The sequence below is a fragment of the Streptomyces sp. NPDC104307 genome (assembly GCF_055584045.1).
Map to the genome: position 1 here is coordinate 848,929 of NZ_JBVJMU010000001.1, position 19,971 is coordinate 868,899.

Annotated in this window: 19 protein-coding genes; 5 read left to right on the plus strand and 14 right to left on the minus strand. The window is 68.4% G+C overall.

The window, feature by feature from the left end:
* Positions 1–45: 45 nt before the first annotated feature.
* The 14 genes from ACZ601_RS03475 to ACZ601_RS03540 all read right to left on the minus strand — a co-directional run bounded on the left by ACZ601_RS03475 (position 46) and on the right by ACZ601_RS03540 (position 14,623).
* Entirely contained in the window at positions 46–744 is a 699-nt protein-coding gene (locus ACZ601_RS03475; protein WP_469532465.1) for a hypothetical protein, read from the minus strand.
* A complete protein-coding gene (locus tag ACZ601_RS03480; protein ID WP_469532467.1) occupies positions 741–1,262 on the minus strand; it encodes a hypothetical protein in 522 nt (173 codons plus the stop codon). Before ACZ601_RS03480 ends, ACZ601_RS03475 begins: the two co-directional genes overlap by 4 nt.
* Positions 1,259–2,524, minus strand: coding sequence for an MCE family protein (locus tag ACZ601_RS03485; RefSeq protein WP_469532469.1), 1,266 nt, complete (start codon positions 2,522–2,524; stop codon positions 1,259–1,261). The genes ACZ601_RS03480 and ACZ601_RS03485 overlap by 4 nt, the downstream gene beginning before the upstream one ends.
* On the minus strand, positions 2,521–3,684 hold the full coding sequence (locus ACZ601_RS03490) for an MCE family protein (RefSeq protein WP_469532470.1): 1,164 nt from the start codon (positions 3,682–3,684) through the stop codon (positions 2,521–2,523). The genes ACZ601_RS03485 and ACZ601_RS03490 overlap by 4 nt, the downstream gene beginning before the upstream one ends.
* The gene (locus ACZ601_RS03495; RefSeq protein WP_469532472.1) at positions 3,681–4,796 is read right to left on the minus strand and encodes an MCE family protein; all 1,116 of its coding nucleotides are present in this window, start codon (positions 4,794–4,796) and stop codon (positions 3,681–3,683) included. The genes ACZ601_RS03490 and ACZ601_RS03495 overlap by 4 nt, the downstream gene beginning before the upstream one ends.
* 1 nt (position 4,797) lies before the next feature.
* Positions 4,798–5,817: an MCE family protein gene (locus tag ACZ601_RS03500; protein WP_469532474.1), complete on the minus strand. Its 1,020-nt coding sequence runs from the start codon at positions 5,815–5,817 to the stop codon at positions 4,798–4,800.
* The gene (locus ACZ601_RS03505) at positions 5,814–6,845 is read right to left on the minus strand and encodes an MCE family protein (RefSeq protein ID WP_440577433.1); all 1,032 of its coding nucleotides are present in this window, start codon (positions 6,843–6,845) and stop codon (positions 5,814–5,816) included. The genes ACZ601_RS03500 and ACZ601_RS03505 overlap by 4 nt, the downstream gene beginning before the upstream one ends.
* Positions 6,842–8,155 carry an MCE family protein gene (locus ACZ601_RS03510; protein WP_469532476.1) on the minus strand — a complete coding sequence of 438 codons (1,314 nt, stop codon included), beginning with the start codon at positions 8,153–8,155 and terminating at the stop codon, positions 6,842–6,844. The genes ACZ601_RS03505 and ACZ601_RS03510 overlap by 4 nt, the downstream gene beginning before the upstream one ends.
* A complete protein-coding gene (locus ACZ601_RS03515; protein ID WP_073734361.1) occupies positions 8,155–8,958 on the minus strand; it encodes an MlaE family ABC transporter permease in 804 nt (267 codons plus the stop codon). The genes ACZ601_RS03510 and ACZ601_RS03515 overlap by 1 nt, the downstream gene beginning before the upstream one ends.
* A gap of 3 nt (positions 8,959–8,961) precedes the next feature.
* Complete coding sequence (locus ACZ601_RS03520) at positions 8,962–9,825, minus strand: MlaE family ABC transporter permease (RefSeq protein ID WP_469532479.1); 864 nt, start codon at positions 9,823–9,825, stop codon at positions 8,962–8,964.
* Entirely contained in the window at positions 9,822–10,817 is a 996-nt protein-coding gene (locus ACZ601_RS03525; RefSeq protein WP_389206724.1) for an ABC transporter ATP-binding protein, read from the minus strand. Before ACZ601_RS03525 ends, ACZ601_RS03520 begins: the two co-directional genes overlap by 4 nt.
* A 560-nt stretch (positions 10,818–11,377) precedes the next feature.
* Positions 11,378–12,331 (minus strand): hypothetical protein, encoded by a 954-nt coding sequence (locus ACZ601_RS03530; RefSeq protein ID WP_440575583.1) that lies wholly within the window; start codon positions 12,329–12,331, stop codon positions 11,378–11,380.
* A gap of 78 nt (positions 12,332–12,409) precedes the next feature.
* Positions 12,410–13,876 carry a DUF6801 domain-containing protein gene (locus ACZ601_RS03535; RefSeq protein ID WP_469532482.1) on the minus strand — a complete coding sequence of 489 codons (1,467 nt, stop codon included), beginning with the start codon at positions 13,874–13,876 and terminating at the stop codon, positions 12,410–12,412.
* Positions 13,877–14,005: 129 nt separating this feature from the next.
* Positions 14,006–14,623 carry a hypothetical protein gene (locus tag ACZ601_RS03540; RefSeq protein ID WP_440575585.1) on the minus strand — a complete coding sequence of 206 codons (618 nt, stop codon included), beginning with the start codon at positions 14,621–14,623 and terminating at the stop codon, positions 14,006–14,008.
* An 884-nt stretch (positions 14,624–15,507) separates the two neighbouring features.
* On the opposite strand from ACZ601_RS03540, the gene ACZ601_RS03545 reads away from it, so the two are divergent.
* From ACZ601_RS03545 to ACZ601_RS03565, 5 genes are all read left to right on the plus strand, one after another.
* Positions 15,508–16,722, plus strand: a complete 1,215-nt coding sequence (locus ACZ601_RS03545; RefSeq protein ID WP_469532484.1) for a PucR-like N-terminal domain-containing protein — start codon at positions 15,508–15,510, stop codon at positions 16,720–16,722.
* Between the two features lie 217 nt (positions 16,723–16,939).
* Positions 16,940–17,203, plus strand: a complete 264-nt coding sequence (locus ACZ601_RS03550) for a hypothetical protein (protein ID WP_440575587.1) — start codon at positions 16,940–16,942, stop codon at positions 17,201–17,203.
* A 91-nt stretch (positions 17,204–17,294) separates the two neighbouring features.
* A complete protein-coding gene (locus ACZ601_RS03555; RefSeq protein WP_440575588.1) occupies positions 17,295–17,768 on the plus strand; it encodes an SCP2 sterol-binding domain-containing protein in 474 nt (157 codons plus the stop codon).
* A gap of 4 nt (positions 17,769–17,772) precedes the next feature.
* Positions 17,773–19,002 (plus strand): acyl-CoA dehydrogenase family protein, encoded by a 1,230-nt coding sequence (locus ACZ601_RS03560; RefSeq protein WP_469532486.1) that lies wholly within the window; start codon positions 17,773–17,775, stop codon positions 19,000–19,002.
* A gap of 114 nt (positions 19,003–19,116) precedes the next feature.
* Positions 19,117–19,944, plus strand: coding sequence for an ATP-grasp domain-containing protein (locus ACZ601_RS03565; RefSeq protein WP_469532488.1), 828 nt, complete (start codon positions 19,117–19,119; stop codon positions 19,942–19,944).
* Positions 19,945–19,971: the final 27 nt, after the last annotated feature.

A 19,971-nucleotide genomic window follows, 5' to 3' on the forward strand; every position in this document is an offset into this window, starting at 1 on the left:
CTGTGCTGTGCTGTGCTGTGCTGTCGGGTGTTCCGTACTGCTGCGCTATCTGGAGGTGATCTCGACGATCGTCCAGCGTCCGTCCCGTAGTTGGGCGGTGACGGAGAGCTGGGCGGCCGCCGTGCTGGCGGTCTTGCCCCGGCGTTCGTAGACCTGGTCGAGGAAGACGAGCAGATGGGCGCTGTCGTCGGTCAGCCGGGTCACCCCGGCCCGTACGACGTGGGTGGTGAGGGTGAGCTTCTGATCGGCTGCCTGCTTCTCGACCTGGCCGAACAGCGCCGCGTACTGCTGGAGCGCCTTGCCCGCCAGCAGCTGCTTCGCGGACTCCTTGGTGACGGCGGTGGCCGAGGGGCTGTACGAGAACACCTTGCCGAGCGCGTTGGTGACGTCTCCCGCGACCCGGGTGGTCGACTCACTGTCGGTGAGCGCCGCGTTGGAGGTGGCGGGCGTGTCGCGCAGCTGGCGGCCCATGACGAAGAGCCCGCCCCCGGCGACGAGCAGCGCCACGACCAGTGTCCAGACGACGATGCGCAGCCTGCGGCGGCCAGCGCCGGGCGGCGCCTCGTCCGTCCCGGGCTCCTGCGCTGCGGCTTCCTCCGTCGCGGGGCCGTCCGTTGCCGGGCCCTCTGCCGCGGGTTCGTCCGTCGTGGGGTCTTCCGCGACCGGTTCCTCCGTGGTGAGGTCCTCCGCTGCCGGGACCTCCGTTCCGGTGGTCACGGCTGTCGTCCCGCCCTGTCGCCTCATGTGCCGCTCCCGACCGGTATCGCCGTCAGTGCCTTGACCTTCCAGCCGTCCGGGGTCCGGTCGAGGGTGGCCTCGAAACGCTTGCGTTCCGTGCCGCCCTTTCCGGTGCGCGGAGTGACCTGGACATCGACCGTCGCGATCATCTGCGCCGTTCCGGTCCGTTCGTCGAGCGCGGTGAGCGCCGCGTCGGTGACCTTGCCGCGCGCCGTCGAGCCGGACTTCGTCAGCTCGCTCGCGTCCTTGCTCCGGGTGCTCTTCAGCTGTTCGTGCAGGGGGCCGGTCGAGGATCCGAGCCAGCCGGCGAGTCCGGCGTCCACGCTCTTGGCGTCCTTGCCGTCCAGGCTGTTGAGCCGGGCGAGGTGGGCCTTCCCGTCGGCCAGCGCGGTGTCCCGGGTCTTGGCGTAGGCCAGGTCGTCGTCACCGCGCGCCTGGGCGTACGACCAGCCGCCGAGCGCGCAGACGAGTACGGCGGCGAGCAGCGCGGCCCAGCCGATCGAGGTCCTTGTGCGTGCGGTCACGATCCGTCCCCCTGACCGAGGCCCAGCAGTCCGGCCATGCCGTCGGCGGCCGGGGCGGTGTCGGGAGTGACACCGAGCGCCCCCGGCAGCCGGTCCGCCGCCTTGTCGGTGCCCAGGAGCATCGAGCCGGGCTTGGCCGGCGGGGGCAGGGCCCCGCCCTTCGGCGCGTTCGCGCTGCCCCGGACGTTGATGCCCGTTCCGGGCGAAGAGGCGCAGCGGGCCTTGGTGTTGAGTGCCGGTCCGGCCGTGACGTCGAGGCCGTTGCGGTAGGTCGTACCGCCGTAGCCAGAGGTGCAGGGCAGCGGCTCGAAGAAGGTGACGGACATGCCGAACCTGGCTCCGTTCTCGTCGACCGCGCTGGAGCCAACGGCCGCGACCTCCGGGAGTCTCACCAGCAGTTCCTCCAGTCCGCGCTGCCGAGTGACGGCCACGTCCGAGGTGGTGAGGAGGTTGGCGACCACGACTCCGAAGCTCGGGTCGATGTCCCGCAGCAGTCCGCTGATCTGGCCGGTGGCCTCGGGGGCGACGGCGATCAGCTTGCGCAGATCGGTGTCGGATCCCTTGAGTTCCGCGGCGAGTTCCTTGGCGCCGGACGCGAAGCCCTTGAGCGCGTCGCCCTGTTCGGCCTGGGTGCGCAGCACGGTCTCTCCGTCGATCATCAGCCGGGTGTTGACGGGCAGCGCGTCGTCGGCCGCCTGGACGAAGTCGCTGCTGGTGTCCAGCAGGACCTGGAGGTCGTCGCCGCGCCCTTCGAAGGCGGTGCCGAATTCGTCGACGACGGTGCGCAGGGACTCCAGGTCAACGGAGCCGGCGAGGTCGTTGACGCTGGTGAGCACGTCGGTGACGGGGGCCGGGACCGTGGTGTCGGCCTGGTCGATCACGGAGCCGTTCGCCAGGTACGGGCCCTCGGAGCGGGTCGGCCGCAGGTCTACGTACTGCTCGCCCACAGAGGAGAGGTTGGCGACGACGGCCTTCAGCGCGTCCGGGATGCGCGGGGCGTCCTTCTCGATGCGGAGTTCGGCCTCCACGCCGTCATCGGTGAGCTCGATCGGACCGACCCGGCCCACGGACACGCCCCGGTAGGTGACGTTGGAGTGGGTGAACAGGCCGCCGGTGCGCGGGAGCTGGACCTTGACGGTGTAGTAGCTGCGCATGCCGACGTAGTGGCCGAGGTCGGCGTAGCGCACCCCGAGGTAGCCGAGGACGAGCACCGCGATGATCAGGAAGGCGATGTTCTTGAGCCGGATGGCCAGGGTGATCATCGGTTGCTCCCCTTCGTGGCCGGGCCCGTCACCGAGGGGAGGGGCAGCGGCAGTGCCGCGGCGGACTTCTGGGTGGTAGCGCCCTGGACAGCCGGGGGTGTGGCGTCGCCGGCCGGGATGATCGGCGGAACGATCTGGGTGCCGGGCAGTGCGGTGATGTCCAGGTAGACGTTCAGGTAGTCGCCCTTGACGCCGCGCAGCACCTCATCGGTGAACGGGTAGGTGAGCAGCACCTGGAGGGAGTCGGGCAGGTCCTGGCCGGAGTCCGCGAGGGCCTGGAGGGTGGGGGCGAGGGCCTTGAGGTCCGCGACGATGTCGGCCTTGCTCTTGTTCACCGTGTCGACGGCGACGGTGGAGAGCGTGTCGAGCGAGTGCAGCATGGTCATGAGCGAGCCGCGCTGCTTCTCCAGGACCTTCATCCCGGGGCTGAGCTTGGTGAGGACCGTGCCGACGTCCTGTTTGCGGGTGGCGAGGGTGGCGGACAGCCGGTTGACGCCGTCGAGGGCGTCGGTGATGTCCGCCCGGTGGTCGTCCAGGTTGGTGACGAGGGTGTTGACCCGCTTGAGCATGGAGCGGACCTGGGGTTCCTGTCCGGCCAGTGCCTTGTTGAGCTCGGTGGTGATGGTCTTGAGCTGGTTGATGCCGCCGCCGTTGAGGAGCATCGACAGGGCGCCGAACACCTCCTCGACCTCCGGGTTCCGGTTGGTCCGGGTGAGCGGGATGCGGTCGCCGTCCGCGAGGGCGCCCTTGGCGGTGCCGGCTGCGGGGGGTGAGAGCTGGATGTACTTCTCGCCGAGCAGGCTGGACTGTTCCAGGTGCGCGTACGCGTTCGCGGGGAGTCTGATCCCCCCGTTGACCCGCATGGTCACCTTGGCGTTCCAGCTGCCCGAGGCCAGCGAGATCTTGGTGACCCGGCCGACAGCCACGTCGTTGACCTTCACGGAGGACTGCGGGGCGAGGCTGAGCACGTCCCCGAACTCGGCGGTGATCTCGTACGGGTGGTCGCCGAGGTCCGCGCCGCCGGGCAGCGGCACCTGGTCGATGCCGGTGAACGTCGGCAGGTCGACCGTGGTGGCGATCAGGGCCAGGCCGACGCCCACCGCCAGCACGGCGGCGACGCCGGTCGCGCGGACGCCTGGCCGGCGCGAGGAGCGGCTCATCGCTTCGCCCCCTTCTTCTGCGTGGCGGACTTCTCCGGGGTGCCGTAGACGGTGCCCACGGCGGGCAGCGGGAGCGAGGGCAGGGCCTTCTGCCGGGTAGCGTCCACCGGCTTGAGGCCGCTCAGGTCTGCGGACTCGTCGGTGAGCGGTCCGCCCATGGAGAGTTCGTTGAGGTTGGTGCGGCCGTTGATGGTGCGGTTCAACGGGTCGTAGGCCTTGATCACGTTGTCCGCGGCGAGCGGCAGGGTGTCCATCGACTCGGCCAGCGAGGCCCGCTGGTCCACCAGGGTCTGGGTGATCGGCACCAGGGCGTCCACGTTCGCCTTCAGGACTCCTCTGTTGTCCTTGATGAAGGTCTTGACCTGGCCGAGGGCGGTACCCAGTTCCTTCAGGGCCGCGCTGAGGTTCTCCTTGTCGTCGGCCAGGAATCCGGTGACCGAGTTGAGCTGCTGCTCGGCCTTGCGGACGTTGCCGTCGTTGTCCTTCAGCATGGTGGTGAAGGTCTGCAGGTAGGACAGGGTGTCGAAGAGGTTCCCGCTGCTCTTGTCGAGGGTCTTCGTCGCCTTTCCGAACTGCTCGATGGAGTTCCCTATCGCTTTTCCGTTGCCGTCGAGGTTCTTCGCTCCGGTGTCCAGGAGCCTGGCCAGCGCCCCGTCCGAGTTGGCCCCGTCGGGGCCGAGCGCGGTGGAGAGTTCCGTGATGGAGGCGTACAGCTGGTCGACCTCGACCGGGGTGGCGTTGTGCGACGCGGGCAGTTCGGCCTCGTCCGCCAGCTGGGGTCCCCCGTGGTAAGCCGGGGCGAGCTGGATGTACCGGTCGGCCACCAGGCTGGGGGCCACGACGACGGCGTGCGCGCCCTTGGGCACCTTGACGCCCTTGTCGACGCGGAGTCTGACCTCGACCTCCTCGCCCTTCGGCCGCACGGACTCGACCGTGCCGACCTTCACTCCGAGGATCCGCAGGTCCGATCCGGCGTACACGCCGGTGGCCTGGTCGAAGTAAGCGGTGACCGTCGTCTTGCCCTCGTCGTCCATGGCCATCACACCCGAGGTGGCCGCGACGGCCACGACGGCGAGTCCGGCGCCGATGCCGACGATGCGCGTGATTCTCATGTCAGCGGCCGCCTTGCTGCTTGGGTGGCATGCATCCGGTCGCCGGGGGCGTGCCGGCAGGGAGGTAGTCCCTGGGCACGACTCCGCAGACGTAGTTGTCGAGCCAGCGGCCGTTGCCGAGGGTGTTGCCGACGAGCCGGTTGTAGGACCCCGTCAGGGACAGCACCTTGTCGAGGCTCTTGCGGTTCTTGACCAGGACGGCGGTGACCCGGCCGAGGGACTCCAGGGTGGGCTTCAGCTGCTTGTTGTTGTCCGCGACCAGCCCGGTGAGCTGGATGCCGAGGTCCTGGGTGCCGGTGAGCAGCAGGTGGATGGAGTCGCGGCGGGCCTGGATCTCGCCGAGGAGCAGGTTGCCGTCCTCCAGCAGGGTCTCGAAGCTGCTCTTCTTGTGGGCGAGGGTCTTCGTCAGCTGCTTGCTGCCCTTGAGGAGCGTGGCCAGCTGGGCGTCCCGCTGGGAGACCGTCCGGGAGAGCGCGGAGAGCCCGTCGGCGGCGCTCTTCACGTCGGGCGGCGAGTCCTTGAAGGTGGCGGAGATCGTCTCGAAGCTCTTGGCGAGCTGTTTGGTGTCGATCTCCCCGATGGTCTCGCCGAGTCCGTTGAACGCCTGGGTGACGTCGTACGGGGAGGTGGTGCGGCTTGCGGCGATGCGCAGGTCCGGGTCCTGGGGCCCGGTGCCGAGCGGGTCGACGGCGAGGTACTTGTCGCCCAGCAGGGTCTTGATGGCGATGCCCACGGTGGAGGAGTTGCCGATCCAGGCGTCCTTGACCCGGAAGCTGACCTTGACCTTGTCGCCGTCGAGCGAGACGCCCGTGACCTCTCCGACCTTGACGCCGGCGATCCGCACCTCGTCACCGGAGCCGAGTCCGGCGGATTCGGTGAAGTCGGCGGTGTAGGTGGTGCCGCCGCCGATGAAGGGCAGCGAGTCGGCCCGGTAGGCGCCGAAGCCGATGAGGGCCAGGACGAGCAGTCCGGCGATGCCGATGGCGACGGGGTTGCGTTCCCGCAGGGGTTTGATTCTCATGCCAGGCACCTCGGCTGGGTGATCGCGATGCCGGTGGGCGGCGCGCTGCCGTCCTCTGTCGTCACACCGCTGACCTTGGCTTCGCAGAGGTAGAGGTTGAGCCAGGATCCGTAGGAGGCGAGCCGGCTGATCGCCTCCATCTTGGCGGGGGTCTTCTTCAGGAAGTTCTCGATCTGCGGGGTTCCCTTGCCCAACTGGTCCGAGAGGCGCCCGAGTTGCTTGATGTCGTCCTTGAGGGGCTTGCGGCCGTCCTGGAGCAGTCCGGCGGTGACGGTGGTCAGCGCGCCCATCGCCGTGACCGCCTGCCCGAGGGGTTTGCGGTCGCCGGAGAAGCCCGTGACGAGCTTCTGGAGCGTGTCGACGAGGTCGTTGAAGCCGGCCTCCCGGTCGTTCACGGTCTTCAGGACCGTGTTGAGGTTCTTGATCACCTCGCCGATCACCTTGTCCTTGGCCGCGACCGTGGTGGTCAGTGAGCCGACGTGCTGGAGGATGCTGTCGACGGTGCCGCCCTCGCCCTGGAGCACCTGGACGATGGAGCCTGCCAGCTGGTTGACGTCGGGCGGGGAGAGCCCTTCGAAGAGCGGCTGGAAGCCGTTGAAGAGCTGGGTGAGGTCGAGGGCCGGTGTGGTGCGCGAGAGCGGGATCGTCGCTCCGGCCTGGAAGTTCCGGCCGACCGGTCCGGCGCCCCGGTCGAGGTCGATGTAGCGCTGGCCGACCATGTTGAGGTACTTGATCGAGGCGGTCACGGAGGCGGGGAGGCTGCGCCCCTTGCGGACGGCGAATCCGACCTCCGCGAGCCGCCTGTCCGCGACCTTGATCGATTCGACCTGTCCCACCTTGACCCCGGCGATCCGCACGCTGTCACCGACGATCAGCCCGGTGGCGTCGGTGAACCTCGCCTTGTACGAGGTGGTGTCACCGACCCCGGTGTTGGCGATGGACAACCCCAGGACGGTGGTGGCCAGGACGGTCACCAGGATGAAGACGATCGATTTCGCGAGCGGTCCCGCGAGGGAGCGGCGCTTCACTTGAGCTTCACCTCCGCACCGCGGAAGGCCGGGCCGATGAGCACGCTGCTCCAGTCGGGCAGGCTCTGCGGCTGGACTTTCAGTGAGGGAGCGACCAGCTCGTTGACGAGCCGGCTCTCCTGCGGGGAGTTGGGCATGCCGAGGGAGGTGTCCGTCGCCTTCGGGCCGCTCTCTGCGGGCGAGTCCGCGGCAGCCTTGTCGCCGGGGGCCGGGGAGGCCGCGGCCCGCCCGGCCGCCGTCGGCTCCGTCGTACCGACGTACGGCACGGAGTAGCAGTGCGGTCCGCCGGTCGCGTCGTAGACCGGGGTGTCCTTGCCGGCCACGTACTTCCCCTTGGACTTCACGGACTTGAGCGTGACGTGGAGACCGGGCTGTCCGGTGCCCTTGCCGAGCGCCTTGTCCATCGCCGGGACGAATCCGGCCACGGTCCGAAGGGTGCAGGGGAACTCGTCGGAGTACTTCGCGAGGAGTTCCAGCGTCGGCCGGCCGGTGGCGGAGAGCCGGATCAGGTTGTCCTTGTTCTCCTGGAGGAACGTCGTGAGGTCCTGCGCGGAGGCGTTGGTGGCACCGTAGAGGTCGGCGAGCTCTGCCTGCTGGTCCGCGAGCGTCCCGCTGGTGGTGGTGAAGTCGGTGAGCGCGTCCAGGACGTCGGGGGCGGCGTCCCCGTACACCCTGCTCACCTTGACGAGTTCCTTGATGTCGGCGTTGAGCGTGGGGAGTTGGGGGTTGAACTTCGCCAGGTGCGCGTCGAGCCTGACGAGGGTGTCACCGAGCTTCTCGCCGCGCCCCTTGAGCGCCTGGGAGACCGCGTTGAGCGTGGCGGAGAGCTTCTCCGGCTGTACGGCGGTCAGCAGCGGGAGGACGTTGTCGAGGACCTCTTCCAGCTCGATGGCGTTGCTGGAGCGGTCCTGCGGGATGACGGCTCCGGCCCGGAGCGTGTCCGCGGAGGGTACGGCGGGCGGTACGAGAGCCACGAACCGTTCCCCGAACAGGGTGGTGGGCAGCATCTGGGCGGTGACGTCGGCCGGGATCCGGTCGAGCTTGCCGGGCTGGATGGCCAGGGTGAGGCGGGCACCCTCGCCGTCGGCGGAGATGTCGCGGACCTGCCCGATGACGACTCCGCGCAGCTTCACGTCGGCGTTGTCGTGCATCTCGTTCCCGACGCTTCCGGTGCGTACCGTCACGGTCGCGTCGTCGGTGAAGTCCTTGTTGTACACGGCGACCGACACCCAGATGAGCAGGGCGGGCACGAGCAGGAAGGCCACTCCGGAGAGTCTGCGACGGGTGGACTGCGTGGTCCGGTTGCTCATCAGCCGGCCACCTTCACCGTCGTCGTGGCGCCCCAGATGGCGAGCGAGAGGAAGAAGTCGGTGACGCTGATCAGCACGATCGCGTTGCGTACGGAGCGGCCCACCGCCACCCCCACCCCGGCGGGTCCGCCGGTGGCATGGAAGCCGTAGTAGCAGTGCGCGAGGATCACCATCACGCTGAAGATCAGCACTTTGAGCACCGACAGCAGTACGTCCTGCGGGGACAGGAAGAGGTTGAAGTAGTGGTCGTAGGTGCCGGCCGACTGCCCGTTGAACAGGACGGTGACGTAGCGGGAGGAGACGTAGGAGGAGAGCAGCCCGATCGCGTAGAGCGGGATGATGGCGACGACCCCGGCGATGATGCGGGTGGTGACGAGGTAAGGCATGGAGCGGACACCCATCGCCTCCAAGCCGTCGATCTCCTCGTTGATCCGCATGGCGCCGAGCTGGGCGGTGAAGCCCGCTCCGACGGTCGCGGAGAGCGCGAGTCCGGCGACGAGCGGGGCGATCTCCCGGGTGTTGAAGTAGGCGGAGATGAATCCGGTGAACGCGGCGGTGCCGATCTGGTTGAGCGCCGCGTACCCCTGGAGGCCGACAACCGTGCCGGTGGCCAGCGTCATCGCGATCATCACACCGATGGTGCCGCCGACGACGCCGAGGCCGCCGCTGCCGAAGGCGACTTCGGCCAGCAGCCGCTGCACCTCCTTGAGGTAGCGCCGCAGGGTCCGCGGGATCCAGAGCAGTGCCCTTACGTAGAAGGTGAGTTGGTCACCGGATCGGTCGAGCCAGCTGAGCATCGACATCGGTCAGCTCCCCTTCGCGGGGACGATCTGGAGGTAGATCGCCGTGAGGATCATGTTCACGAAGAACAGCAGCATGAAGGTGATGACGACGGACTGGTTGACCGCGTCCCCGACCCCCTTCGGCCCGCCGCGCGGGTTGAGGCCCCGGTAGGCGGCGACGATGCCCGCGATGAAGCCGAAGATCAGGGCCTTGATCTCGCTGATGTACAGGTCGGGCAGCTGGGCCAGGGCGGAGAAGCTGGACAGGTAGGCGCCGGGAGTGCCGTGCTGGAGGATCACGTTGAAGAAGTAGCCGCCGAGGGTGCCGACGACGGAGACCAGTCCGTTCAGCAGCACGGCCACCAGCATGGTCGCCAGCACCCGGGGGACGACGAGGCGCTGTACGGGCGAGACGCCCATGACCTCCATCGCGTCGAGCTCCTCGCGGATCTTGCGCGATCCGAGGTCGGCGCAGATCGCGGACCCGGCGGCCCCGGAGACCAGCAGCGCCACGATGATCGGGCTGGCCTGCTGGATGACGGCGAGGACGCTGGCGCCGCCGGTGAACGACTGGGCGCCGAGCTGCTGGGTGAGGGAGCCGACCTGGAGGGCGATGACCGCGCCGAACGGGATGGAGACGAGGGCGGCGGGCAGGATCGTGACGCTGGCGACGAACCAGAACTGCTCGATGAACTCCCGCACCTGGAAGGGCCGGCGGAAGGTCTCACGGCACACGGTCCCGGCGAGGGTGAAGAGCCTGCCCGTCTCGCGCAACGGGGCGAACAGCCGGCTCGGCCGTCTCTGCTCGGGCGCCTTCGCCTTCTCCGGCACCCGGTCCGAGGGCGGCCCGGAGGGCTCCGGGGGCCGCACCGGCATGGGGGCGGTCACGGGCGTCCACCGCCCGCCGCCGGGCTGTAGCTGTTCAGGATGGCCGTACGGGCGGCCTCCGGCAGCTGCCCCATCATCGACATGACCCGCTCCCGGCGGCGCAGCGCGCCCTGCCGTACGGGCAGCCCCGGCGAGGGCTCCAGCTGCGGGACCACGGTACGGGTGGCGTTGGCCGAACTGATGCCCTGCCCGTAGCCGTTGACCTCCTCTGCGGCGAGCGTCGCGGCGTCCTTCTCCTCCGACATGCCGATGGGTCCCTCGCGGCGGCCGGCGAGGAACTGCGAGACGACGGGCAGATCGCTGGTCAGCAGCACCTCGCGCGGCCCGAAGGTGACCAGGTTGCGGCAGAACAGCATGCCCATGTTGTCCGGGACGGTGGCCGCGATGTCGAGGTTGTGGGTGACGATCAGCATCGTCGCGTCAATCTGCGCGTTGAGGTCGATGAGCAGCTGCGAGATGTAGGCGGTGCGGACCGGGTCGAGACCGGAGTCCGGCTCGTCGCAGAGGATGATCTGCGGGTCCAGGACGAGGGCGCGGGCGAGCCCGGCCCGCTTGCGCATACCGCCGGATATCTCGCCGGGCAGTTTGTCCTCCGCGCCGAGGAGTCCGACGATGTCGATCCGCTCCATGACGATCCGGCGGATTTCTGATTCCTTTTTGCGGGTGTGTTCACGCAGCGGAAAGGCGATGTTGTCGAAGAGGGACATCGACCCGAAGAGCGCCCCGTCCTGGAACATGAGACCGAAGAGTTTCCGGGTCTCCATGATCTTCCGCTCCGGGCTGTTCACCATGTCGACGCCGTTGATGAGCACGCGCCCCTGCTCCGGCTTGAGCAGACCGATGAGCGACTTCAGGAAGACGGTCTTTCCGGTACCGGAAGGGCCGAGCATCACGCTGACTTCGCCGGCGGGCAGGGTGAGGCTGACGTCCTGCCAGATGTTCTGCTTACCGAAGGATTTCGTTAGGCCTTCAACGACTACTTCGATTCCCATCGGCCCTCCCTCGACGTATCGGTGAACGTGGTCATCTGTCAGCGCTCCGGCTCTGAGAAATCCAATGGCGGCTCGTCACACATGCACCAGGAGGCGCACGTTATGTCCGCAGAAACCGCCAGGACAAGCCGTTGAACAGCGGAGATCGACGAACAAGGTGCTCGATGTGGATCACTTGTCACCGAGTGACAAAGCCATGTGGCGGCTTTGTCGAAATCTGCGCAAGATCTTTGGCGCCCGAGCCGGGGCAACCGGCCCCCGGCAGCGGAGCCGCTCCTGGTCCTGGGACGCTACGGCTCAGTAACCTGCCTCCGCAATAGCGGTTCCTGAACTTTTCGCACGGGTGTCGACGTAGGGGTTGTTTTTGTACGGAGGTGAGCAGGGGCCCCTGCGGAGTTAGCGAAAAGTGAGTCTTTCGAAGGCCTTCGTCGCCCTTCGATGTGCTCACTTTCGTATGGAACAGCCCATGACGATGCCCGCCCCATCCGGCGGATATCCCGGACGGGGCGGGCATCGTCAAACGGCGTCGAAAAGCGGTGTTACCTCACTGCGCGGTACTCCTACTTCACCGCGGAGTGCCAGTTCTGGGAAAGCACCTTGCCCGCGTTGGGAAGGACGAGCCCGGGGGCGGTGAGCGCACCGCTGTACGTCGAGGCGTTGTTGAGCGTGAGGTGGTTGTTCCCGGAGGTCGACGGCAGGCCGGTCTTGAGGTTCACCGCCCAGCTCAGGATTCCGCCGAGCCCGCAGCCGGTGGCCTTCGGCACGGAGAACGTGGTGTCGCCCTGGGTGTTTCCGGTGAGCGCGAACCTCAGCATCTCGCCGCCGTCGGCGTTGGGCGTCCCATCGCCGTCGAACCGCTGGATGGCGACGGCCGGAGCCGTGGTGTTCTGCGGGCGCAGGATCACCGGGTCAGAGGCCGAACCGATGTAGCAGTTGGAGCCCAGGAGCGGGTTCTCCAGATGAATCCGGACCGGCAGCTTGACGATCTGCTGACCGGTGGTGAGCCCGGACGTCAGGTTGAACTCGGTGGGCGTGCCGGCGGACTCCACCGTCGCCTGCACCTTGTTCAGACTGGCATTGGTGATCGAGTTGCAGACGCCGGTGACCACGGGAATGTCACTGGGGCACATGAGCCCGATCAGTCCGCCGGGTATGGTCGTCGGCGCTCCCACGAGCGAGCCGCCGGCCGGGGGAATGACCTTGAACGTGCCGGCCGCGGTGTCCTGGATGACGCCGAACTGCATGTCGTTGGCGCCGGTGGTGGCCTCCGTGCTGCCCAGCTTGATGGCGCCGCCTGGCGAGTACGAGGACACGCAGGACGCGACGAGGTCCTGACCGTCCGCCGCGAGCATGGCGGGATCGTCGACGGGACAGCGGGAGAAGGGCGCCCAGTCCCCGTTGAGGTTCGCGGCGGAGGCGGCGGAGGCGGACAGAGGGGTCAGCGGGATCGCGACCACCGCGGCGGCGCCGGCGGCGAGCAGGCCGGTACGCCATCTCTTCGGGACAGCTCTCATTACTCCCTCAATTCATGGTGGGCGGAGCGAATGGGGTGGTTCGGTAGCGACGGCGGGAAAGGGGGGACAGATTCCGGTTCAGCGTTCCGGCTTGGGAACATGTACCGGCTGGTTGTCCTCCGTGCACACCGACGGGTCGTGCTGGGCCGCCGCACAGGGCGGTGCCTGGACCTGCTTCACGGCACCGGGGACACCGGAGATGGAGGCGGTGAAGATGTCGTCCAGGTCCTCACCGACACCGCATCCGGAGAACGGCGGAAGGGTGACCTGGCCGGTGAGGACACCGCCGGTTGTCAGTGTGTAGCCGGTCTGGATGCCGTCCTTGAGGACCATGCTCCCCTGAAGCGGCAGCTTGAAGGGCCGTGCGGTACGGCAGTTGGCGCCGACGTCCAGGGGGACGCCGTTGACCTTCACGTCGTGCAGCCGCAACTGGAGCTGGAGATCGATGGTGGTCGTACCCTCACTGTTTCCCGGGCTGAGGATCTTCAGGTCGGAGTGGATGTTGGCCGACGGCTTGCCGTCCGGGCCGTCGGCCGGCGGGATCTGGGTCATCTCCAGGGTCGCGGTCGTCGGCATGAAGCCGAACGTCAGGAACGTGCCTGCGGCAGGCGGAAGTTGGGGCTTTCCCCGGTAGTCCAGGATCACCGACGAGTCCTGGAAGATGTGGACGAGACCGTCCTGGATCTTGACCTCCGTCATACCCTGTTCGATCTGCGAGCAAGCTACCGGAAACAGCGTGGCAGCCTTGAGCTTGGCCACGTTCGCGTAGCCGGTGACGTAGGCGTTCAGACTGAACTGGTCGTCCTGGTCGCCCACACAGGGCGGAGCCTTCCCGTCCTGGAGGGTCGGCTTCACCAGGTCGTCCACCTTCGGCGCCGCCTCGTCACGGCTGGTGCCGCTGTCGCCGGAGGCCGTGTCCTCTCCGGTCTCGGAGGGCTGCGGCGAAGGCCACTCCGGGTCTCCGGCGATCCGTACCGTGCCGAGCTCCAGGACCTGGTCCGGCTCCGGGACACAGTTCAGCATCACGGCCGAGGGCTCGGCGGCCGGGTCGGCGGTCTTCGGTGAGGTCAGCAGCGCGGTGAGCTTCCCCGCCGTGAAGGTGAGGCCGCCGGACGAGCCCGCGGTCACCGAGGGAACGTCACCGGATGAGGTGATGGCGAACTCCCCCGCGTCCGGAACGGCCACCGGGTCGTCGGTGGTCCCGATCCATACGGTCTCGGCAGTGTGATCGCCCTGCGCCACACCCATGGTCAGCTTGGTCTCGGCCTCGGCGCCCGCCTCCCCGAGGCCGGCCAGATCGGGCAGCCCGTCCTCGGGCAGGATCAGCTCGGTGCTCACGTCCCTGAGCTGGACGGGCTTGTCCACCTCGCCCTCCTCCGGAACCGTCGCGGACACGCGGACCGAGACCGGTCTGTTCCCGGAGGGGAAGTCGCAGCCGTACTTCACGTCGATGTGGACGTCACGATCACCGGCGGACGCCTGTGCGCCAGGAATCATTCCGGCCATGAGGACCGCGGCCAGAACGGCTCCGCTCCGTGCCGTCACACGCCCACGGCTCCGCCCCGCTGTCCCGCGCGTCATCATTCTTCGTCATTTCCTTCCATCGACGGCGCAGACCGCACGGCAGGGTCCCCGCTGTGCGGTCTGCTGAAAGCTCGACTGCCCGGCAGCCCGTCAGGTGCCGATGATGCTCGTGATCCCGGTGACGCTGTAGTCGCCCGTGAAGGTCGGGTGGGCCCCGTTGGCGACGATCCCGGCACAGGCGGCGGTGGCGCCCGAGACGGTCAGCTGGTGAGCACTGGTGTTGGAGACCGACAGCTTCTTGGTGCTGTTGGTGTACTTGGCGTTGACCTCGCCGGTGACGTTGAAGCTGCAGGTGAGAACGGTGAGCTTGGCCTGGATGTTCTTGATGTAGCCGGTCGTCACACCGGAGGTGTAGTCCTGCGCCACGAGCTGCCAGGCCGGCGTGGTCGTGGCGACCGGCGTCACCGGACCGAGGGCGCTCGTGCACGGGCTGGACGAGGTGCCGAAGGTGGCCGAGGTGATGTTGCCGACCGTGGCGGGGTTGCCGGTGGCACTGAACGCGGAACCGCCCGCGCCCGCCGTCGGACACGTCAGCGGGATCCCGCTCACCGACAGGACCGTGTTGGTCGACACGGCGGTGAAGGGGGCGGGGTTGGGCGCGACCGTCCAGGTGGTGGCCGCGAGGGCCATGGACGGGGTGGCACCGAGTACGACAGCCGCAGAAGCCACGCCGGTGGCGACAGCGATCTTCTTGAGGGTATTACGCACAGTTAGTTCCTCCGATTCGACAATGCGGGTGGCACTGCTTGCGGGGACGCGCTTCACAGCTGCCCAAGGGGCAGGAAGCGCGCCTACGAACCACTTCTCCGAGGGGGGAGACGTACACTCTCGGCCACATTCAATCTGTGACAGGCCGTGACGTTACTTGCGAGAAACTTCCAGCACAATCCTGCTGGTCGAAATTGCTCGCACGGAGTTCTTTTCTCGTACCCGGCTTACTAACTCTCCCGAACCACTTGTCATTTTGTGCGCACTAACGCTCGCGGATCCATCGGGCAGCCGGCGCCGGGGCCACACGAAGGGGCGGCGATACCCCGCGTGTACCACGGCGGACGCCCAGGAGGACGGACTCGGCCGCCGGTGACCGCCGAGTACGCGGCACCGACGTCGAGGGATGACCACCGCGGGTATACGGCGAGCGGGGACATTCGCCCGGTGAACGCGCTCCTGCCGAACCGTCAGCCCTCCGTGCTTACCCGCCGTTCCCGGTCAGGGCCGTATCTCGTCAACGCGACCGACCCCACGTGGTAAAGGCTTGTCATTCTCTGAGCAAGGGCGACACCACCGATTGGCGCCCCGCCCGTCGGGCCTGTGCCGTGGTCGTGGCGGTCCCGGCACCCCGGCTCATTCCCCGCCATCCGCGCGGCCGAAAATGTTGTCTCAAAGTGAGCAGTCCCGTCCCACCTGCACCAAAGCACCACGATGAGGCAAAGATGTGTGGCCCCTGCACTTCGATCTTGTGCAAGTCATGTGCTCGACCGCTGACTTGGTCTATCTTCATCGCGGACTTGGTACGCACCTGTCGGTTTGTGGGAGCGCTTTCCCCCACTGCCTCACCCCCCACCGGGCGCTGGAGAGCAAGGGGACACGTCATGCGAGAAGTCATTTCGCCATTGGACACGGGGGATCCGCTGGGACCGCTCCCCCAGGAGTTCGCCGCGATCATGCGACCCGAACTGCCAAGCCTCATCAAGGAGATTGGCGTCGAGGTCACCCGCGCCTATCCGGAATACGCGCGTCTGCTCAGCGGGCCCAACGGCCAGGCCATTCGCGTCGGCGTCGAGCAGAGCCTTTCCTCGTTCGTCGATCTGGTCGCAGAACCGTCCACCTCGACCTCGTTGCGTGACGACATGTGCCGCAGGTTCGGACGGTTCGAGGCTTACGAGGGCCGCACCATGGAAACGCTCCAGGGCGCCTACCGGCTCGGCGCCCGTGTCGCGCTGCGGCGGGCGAAGAAGGTGGGCCGCAGTTACAACTTCTCACCGACCCTGATGCTCAGTTTCGCGGACGCCCTCTTCACCTACGTCGACGAGCTCGAATCGCTCTCCCGCGAGGGCTTCCTGGAGGTGCAGTCGCAGTCGGGCGAGCAGAGCGAGGCCATGCGCCGGCGCCTGCTCCACCTGATCCTGGCCGGGCGCCCGGTGCCCCGTTCCGCCATCGCCGAGCTGTGCGAGCAGACCGGGTGGACGCTTCCCCAGGAGGTCACCCTCGTCGCGGTACGCACCCCCGCCGGGCTCGACCGGGTCAGCGCCGACCGCGACATCCTGGCCGATCTCAGCGATCCGCAGCCGCACTTACTGATCCCGGGCCCGCTCGACGACGCGCGAAGATCCATGCTCGGCCAGTCGCTCCTGGGCAGCCGCGCCGCGATCGGCCTGACCGTCCCCACCGCCCTGGCCTCGGACTCGATCCGCTGGGCGAGGAGGGTCCTGGAACTCGTGGACGCGGGTGTCATCGAGGACGCGCCGTTCGTCCTGTGCGAGGACCACCTCATCACCCTGTGGCTGCTGTCCGACCCGGTCCTGCTCGACCAGCTCGCCCAGCGGGAGCTCGCACCCATCGCCAAGATCAGCGCCACCCGCCGGGAACGCCTCGTCGAGACCCTGCGCATCTGGCTCGACACCCGCGGCACCGCGGCCCACATGGGCGAGCTGCTCGACGTCCACCCGCAGACCGTCCGCTACCGCATGCGCAACCTTGAATCCATCTTCGGCGAGCAACTGGTCGACCCCGAGAGCAGGTTCTCCACCGAGGCCGTGCTGCGGGCGCTGCAACTGCAGTCCCGGAGTCAGGAGTCCACACTGTAGAAGTCCCGCAGAACGGTTTCCGGCCGGATCACGGCCCTCACGTCGAGTCAACTTACTTATGGGTAAGGCGAAATACCCGGTCACTCCCAAACGGTTGCCACACGGAGACGTTCTCAACGAGAAACCCGGAACTGCGTCCCGTTATACGGAGGAGTCGACCGCCCACCCGGCGGCCGCACCGTTCGACCTCCTGGCCACCATTCGAGAGGGAACCCCCATGACCGCCTCACACCTGCTCGTCCCCGTGCCGATCCCGGACCGGGTCGCCGCACTGATCGGCTCCTGCATCCCGCAGCACATCCTGGAGGCGGAGTTCGACGCCGAGTGCGCCGCGCGCGAGGTCCGCAGGTTCCGCGGCCCGCGGCTCGGCATCGAGGACCAGGGTGACCGCGAGCAGGCCCTGTCGGAGCTGGCCCGCGCCAACAAGGTCCTGGCCGCCCACCACCCCCTGCTGACGGTGCGCCCCGGCAGCGCCTGGTGACCGCTCGGGCAGTGGCGCCACCTGCTTGCGGAGGGGCGGCCGGACGCTTACCTTACTCAAAAGTAAGTTTACTCCAGAGTAAGGAACTGGCGTGGCCGACAACAGCAGCGGCAACCTCACCGGTGAACTGGCCGCACTCGACTTCGCGGCCGTCTCCCCGCCGGAGTTCGCGCGGATCGTGAAGGGCCTGTCCGCCAGGCAGCTCGGCGAGGTCATGCACGGCGAACTGCGCGCCCGGGTGCTCGGCGAGGTCTTCGGCCGGATGAGGCAGCAGTTCCGCCCGGAGGCGGCCGGACAGCTCAAGGCGCTGATCCGCTGGAAGATCACCGGGGACACCGACGAGGTGTACGAGACCGCGATAGCCGACGGCACCTGCACCGTCAGCGCGGGCCGCTCCGACGCCGAACCCCGCACGACGCTGGTGATGGGCGACGCGGAGTTCCTCAAACTCGTCTCCGGCAACGGCAATCCCGTGACGATGTTCATGATGCGCAAGCTGAAGGTGGCCGGCGACGTCGGCCTGGCCTCTGGCCTCACCCGCTACTTCGACATCCCGAAGGCCTGAGCCGATGAGCTACTTCTCCCTCGCCCTCACAGAGGAGCAGCAGGACCTGCGCAACTGGGTGCACGGCTTCGCCGCCCAGGTGGTGCGCCCGGCGGCCGCCGAGTGGGACGCCCGCGAGGAGACTCCGTGGCCGGTCATCCAGGAAGCGGCCCGGATCGGTCTGTACGGCTTCGAGTCACTGGCCGACATGTACGGCGACCCGACGGGGCTCTCCCTCCAGATAGCCAACGAGGAGCTGTTCTGGGGCGACGCCGGAATCGGCATGGCGCTCTACGGCACCTCCCTCGCCGTCGCCGGGATCTTCGCCTCCGGCACTCCGGACCAGCTCGCGGAGTGGGTTCCGCAGTGCTACGGGGACGAGGACGATCCCAAGGTGGCGGCGTTCTGCGTCTCCGAGCCGCAGGCCGGCTCCGACGTCTCCGCGATGGCCACGAAGGCCAGGTACGACGAGGCCAGGGATGAATGGGTGCTCTCCGGCCAGAAGGCGTGGATCACCAACGGCGGGATCGCCGGGGTCCATGTGGTCGTCGCCTCGGTCGACCCGGCGCTCGGCGCCCGCGGACAGGCCGCGTTCATCGTGCCGCCCGCCACGAAGGGCCTGGAGGCGGGCCGCACCATCAAGAAGCTCGGACTGCGCGCCTCGCACACCGCGGACGTCTTCCTCGACGACGTCCGGGTCCCCGGGCACTGCCTGCTCGGCGGCAAGGAGAAGCTGGACGCCCGCCTCGCCCGCGCCCGCGAGGGCTCGGGCGGCAAGAGCTCGGGCGGCAAGGGGCAGGCGGCGATGGCGACCTTCGAAGTCAGCCGGCCCACCGTCGGCGCCCAGGCGCTCGGCATCGCGCGAGCCGCGTACGAGTACGCGCTGGAGTACGCCGGTCAGCGCGAGGCGTTCGGCCGCCCCATCATCGAGAACCAGTCGATCGCCTTCGCGCTCGCCGACATCCGCACCGAGATCGAGTCCGTGCGGCTGCTGATCTGGCAGGCCGCGTGGATGGCCCGCAACGACCGCACCTTCGACGCGGGGCAGGGCTCCATGTCCAAGCTCCGGGCGGGCGAACTCGCCGTCTCCGCCACCGAGAAGGCCGTGCAGATCCTCGGCGGCGCGGGGTACAGCCGCGAGCATCCCGTCGAGCGGATGTACCGGGACGCCAAGATCTACACCATCTTCGAGGGGACCAGCGAGATCCAGCGGCTGGTCATCGCGCGGGCGATCTCGGGGCGCCACATACGCTGAGCCGGTGCGGGGCGCCCGCCGTCCGCGCGCGTCATGACGCTCCAGGGTCGCTGACGGGCGACGCCGTCCAGGTCATTGACCACCCGTCCGCTCACACACCCCTTGGGGAACACCATGGCCACCGGCTCGCGCCCGTCCCTCCTCTTCGTCACCGACCTGGCCTACGAGGCACGCGGGCGCCGCTACTGCGACGAGGACATCTTCCTGACCTCACGGCTGCGCGAGGACTTCGACACGGCCCTGTGCCATCCGCGCGACGCCGCCGCGCTGCTGGCCGGATTCGACATGGCCGTCATACGCAACAGCGGCCCGGTGCTGCACTACCAGAAGGCGTACGACGCGTTCCGCGCACGGGCCCGGGAGCTGGACGCCCGGGTCTACAACCCGCTGACCGGCCGAGGCGACATGGCGGGCAAGCAGTACCTGGTCGATCTGAGCCGGGCCGGATATCCGGTGATCCCGACCGTGGACCGGGTCGCGGACCTGGGACTGCTGCCGGCGGCCGAGGGATACGTGATCAAGCCGAAGCTGGGCGCGGACTCGGCCGGTCTGCGCTTCGTGCGGAGTCCCGACGTGGGCCCGGAGGCGGACGGGACACAGCTGATCCAGCCCCGGATCGACTTCCGCTACGAGGTGTCCTTCTACTTCGTGGACCATGACTTCCAGTACGCGCTGCACGCGCCGCACCCGGAGCGGCGGTGGGTGCTGGAGCCCTACGCCGCGAGTGCGGCGGACCTGGAGTTCGCCCGGTCCTTCGTGGCGTGGAACACCCTCGATCACGGGATCCAGCGGGTCGACGCGTGCCGGACGGCGGACGGTGAGCTGCTCCTCGTCGAGCTGGAGGACCTGAACCCGTACCTCTCGCTGGACCGGGTGGCGGAGCCGGTGCGGGAGGCGTTCGTCACGCGGATGAAGGCCTCGCTCAGGGACCTGCCGGCCTGACACATCCGGCGGCGCCCGGCATGCGGG